The 1,681-nt window shown below is 72.2% G+C and carries 2 protein-coding genes; both read left to right on the top strand.

All coding sequences use genetic code 11. From position 1 onward, the window contains the following. Window positions 1-292 precede the first annotated feature (292 nt). Entirely contained in the window at window positions 293-1,138 is an 846-nt protein-coding gene (locus G6017_RS12065) for a DUF6474 family protein (protein ID WP_179524207.1), read from the top strand. After that, on the top strand, window positions 1,135-1,681 hold a 547-nt coding region (locus G6017_RS12060; RefSeq protein WP_182617569.1), incomplete at its 3' end, for a copper resistance protein CopC. The genes G6017_RS12065 and G6017_RS12060, both read left to right, overlap by 4 nt.

Here is a 1,681-nt window from a genome sequence, read left to right as displayed (position 1 = left end):
CGCGGCGATCGGCCGCGGCCATCGCCCGCAGCCGCACCCCCTCGTCGAGCGGAGCCGTCCGCCACCACGTGGGACCGGCGTCCCGCTCCCGGGCCACACGGTGCAGACACCTGGACCCCGACGCCGGTCCCGCCACCGCACCGTCGGGGTCCCCACTCGATCCGTTCCGGGCACCGTCCATCGACGTCCATCATGGCGCACACCGCGCCCGGATACCGGTCCGGTGCTCACCGGCGGACTGTTCGCCTAGGCTGGGACCCTGATGTTCGCGACGAGAGAAGGATCGACGCCCATGGGCAAGCTGACGACCTACCGCGACAAGCGCGCCGAACTCCGCGCCCACGCCTCCGCGCTCAAGGCCACCGCCATGACCGAGGCCAAGCTCGCCGCCAAGGAGGCCAGGCACAAGGCCAAGGAGGCGCATCGCGTCGATCTCGCCGAGGCCAAGAAGCGCGCGAAGCTGGAGGGCAAGAACGCGGATCGCAGGGCGAAGCGCGAGGCCAAGCGGGCCCAGCGGCAGGACGCGCTCGCCCAGAAGGCGGCCAAGCGGGACCGCAAGGCCGAGAAGACGATGTCCAGGCAGGAGCGCGCCACCCTCAAGCGCGAGGCCAAGTTCCTGGCGAAGGACCGTAAGGCGGCCGAGAAGATCGAGGCGGCGGGCCGGAGGCACGAGTACCAGCTCGCCGAGATGGAGCTGAAGAAGCTCGAGGGCACCAAACTCGGCAAGGAGGACGTGCAGCGGTGGCTGAGCCTGGCCAAGGTCGCCACCCCGGTCCTGCTGCCGATGGTCTACAAGCTCGTGTCCAACGCGCAGGGTTCCGCCGACAAGTCCGCCGGGGCGGGTGCCGTGGACCTCAAGGCCGCGGGCATCGACGCCACCGGCCCGGGCGCCGCGCTCGGTGCCCGCATCGTCCGGCTGGAGCAGACCCTCGACCAGCTCGAGGTCGGGCGCCGCGGGGATCGCCAGGTCGAGGACTTCATCGCCTCCACCCGTTCCCGCCTCAAGGATCTGCGCACGGCCGTCGAGACCGCCGAGACCACCCCGACCTCCCAGCGCCGCGAGGTGCACTCCGCCATCTCCGGGGAGCTCGACCGGGTCAACAAGGACGTGCTCGCCCGCCTCGGCGTCACCCCGTGACCGCGATCCGGACTCGGCTGGCCTCCACCGCGCTCGCCGTCACCATGATCGTGGGGGCTGCGGCGCCGGCCACCGTCCTCGCCCCGGTCGCGGCAGCGCACTCGGTTCTCGTCTCGGTGGACCCGCAGGACGGCGCCACCCTCGAGACCTCGCCCGGACGGGTTTCGCTGACGTTCAACGAGGAGATCAACCAGAACTTCGCCTCGGTCGCCGTCACCACCGGCGACGACCGCACCAGTCTCACCGTCGGAGAGCCGACGGTGGAGGGCGAGACGGTCACCGTGGCGGTCGACGACGACCTGGCGGACGGCGCGTACACCATCGGCTACCGGGTGACCTCGGCCGACGGGCACGTCGTGAGCGGATCCTCGGTCTTCACCGTGCGGTCCGCGGCAGCCGGATCCGGCGAGGCGACCGCGACGCCCGGCGCGACCGGCGAGCAGTCCGACCCGGCCGAGAACCAGGTCGCCGACGAGACCTCGGGGGAGGCGTCCTCCGGCGTCGACCCGGCACTGTGGGTGGTGGGCGGCCTGGCCGTCCTGC

Origin of the sequence: Dietzia sp. B44, from assembly GCF_014145245.1 — a bacterium.
GTDB lineage: Bacteria > Actinomycetota > Actinomycetes > Mycobacteriales > Mycobacteriaceae > Dietzia > Dietzia natronolimnaea.
Note: the sequence above shows the minus strand (reverse complement) of the source record. Positions and strands in the feature narration are given on the sequence as shown.

What these genes read in the sequence shown, in the direction of transcription:
- G6017_RS12065 (WP_179524207.1), top strand. Translation starts at nt 293, where the DNA reads ATGGGCAAGCTGACGACCTACCGCGACAAGCGCGCCGAACTCCGCGCC.